Source organism: Bartonella sp. CE47NXGY (genome assembly GCF_042195415.1).
Taxonomy (GTDB): Bacteria; Pseudomonadota; Alphaproteobacteria; order Rhizobiales; family Rhizobiaceae; genus Bartonella.
The window spans coordinates 1-617 of record NZ_JBHIOI010000263.1 but is presented as its reverse complement, the minus strand read 5'-3'; the positions used below and the strand labels follow the sequence as shown (position 1 = coordinate 617).

Below are 617 nucleotides of genomic sequence, written 5' to 3'. Positions count from 1 at the left end.
AAAGGCTCTTTACCAACCTTGACTTCCTTTTTTTCACCAGTGCGGATATCATGATAGCTTGCGATAACACCGCCTTTCTTCTCTTTGTCTTCTTCTTTCTCAGATTCTTTTTCTGCTTTTTCTGATTCAGATGATGATGCTCTGTCACTGTTATCCATATGGATAAAGTTTTCATCATCATCAATCTCTTCTGGCTCTCGTGCATCAGCAGCGGCTTTTTGGTCGTCCCCCACATCTGTTTCTAAGCCATTGGCTGCACCTGCTTCATCTCGTGCGCTGTATTTAAAATCCCAAGAGGTACAATGTTTTTCATGGATAACAATAACGGGGAGTGTTTCACCAGTGATGGCTTTGCCTTCGCCCCGTTTAGCCAAAACAAGCTTGCCATCAACGGGTTTTGCTACCGCATCATAGTCTTCTGCAAGGCGTGTGGCAAAAGCCATATCGCTTTCAGAAGTTTGGTCAATGTGACGCACAACAATTTTAGCAAGAGCAGGGTCAACTTTTGGTGTATAGCCATTGCGCTCTGCTATCTCTTGAATAATACTGCCAAGGGTTTGCTGGTGATAGGATTGGCTTTTTGGGGTTCTGTAAGACGTGTTCATTGATGCGGCGCG

General features: G+C 44.6%; 1 pseudogene. It reads right to left on the bottom strand.

What is annotated here, in order from left to right:
- Nucleotides 1–617: pseudogene (locus ACFIL3_RS11000) on the bottom strand (late control protein); the annotation flags it as partial.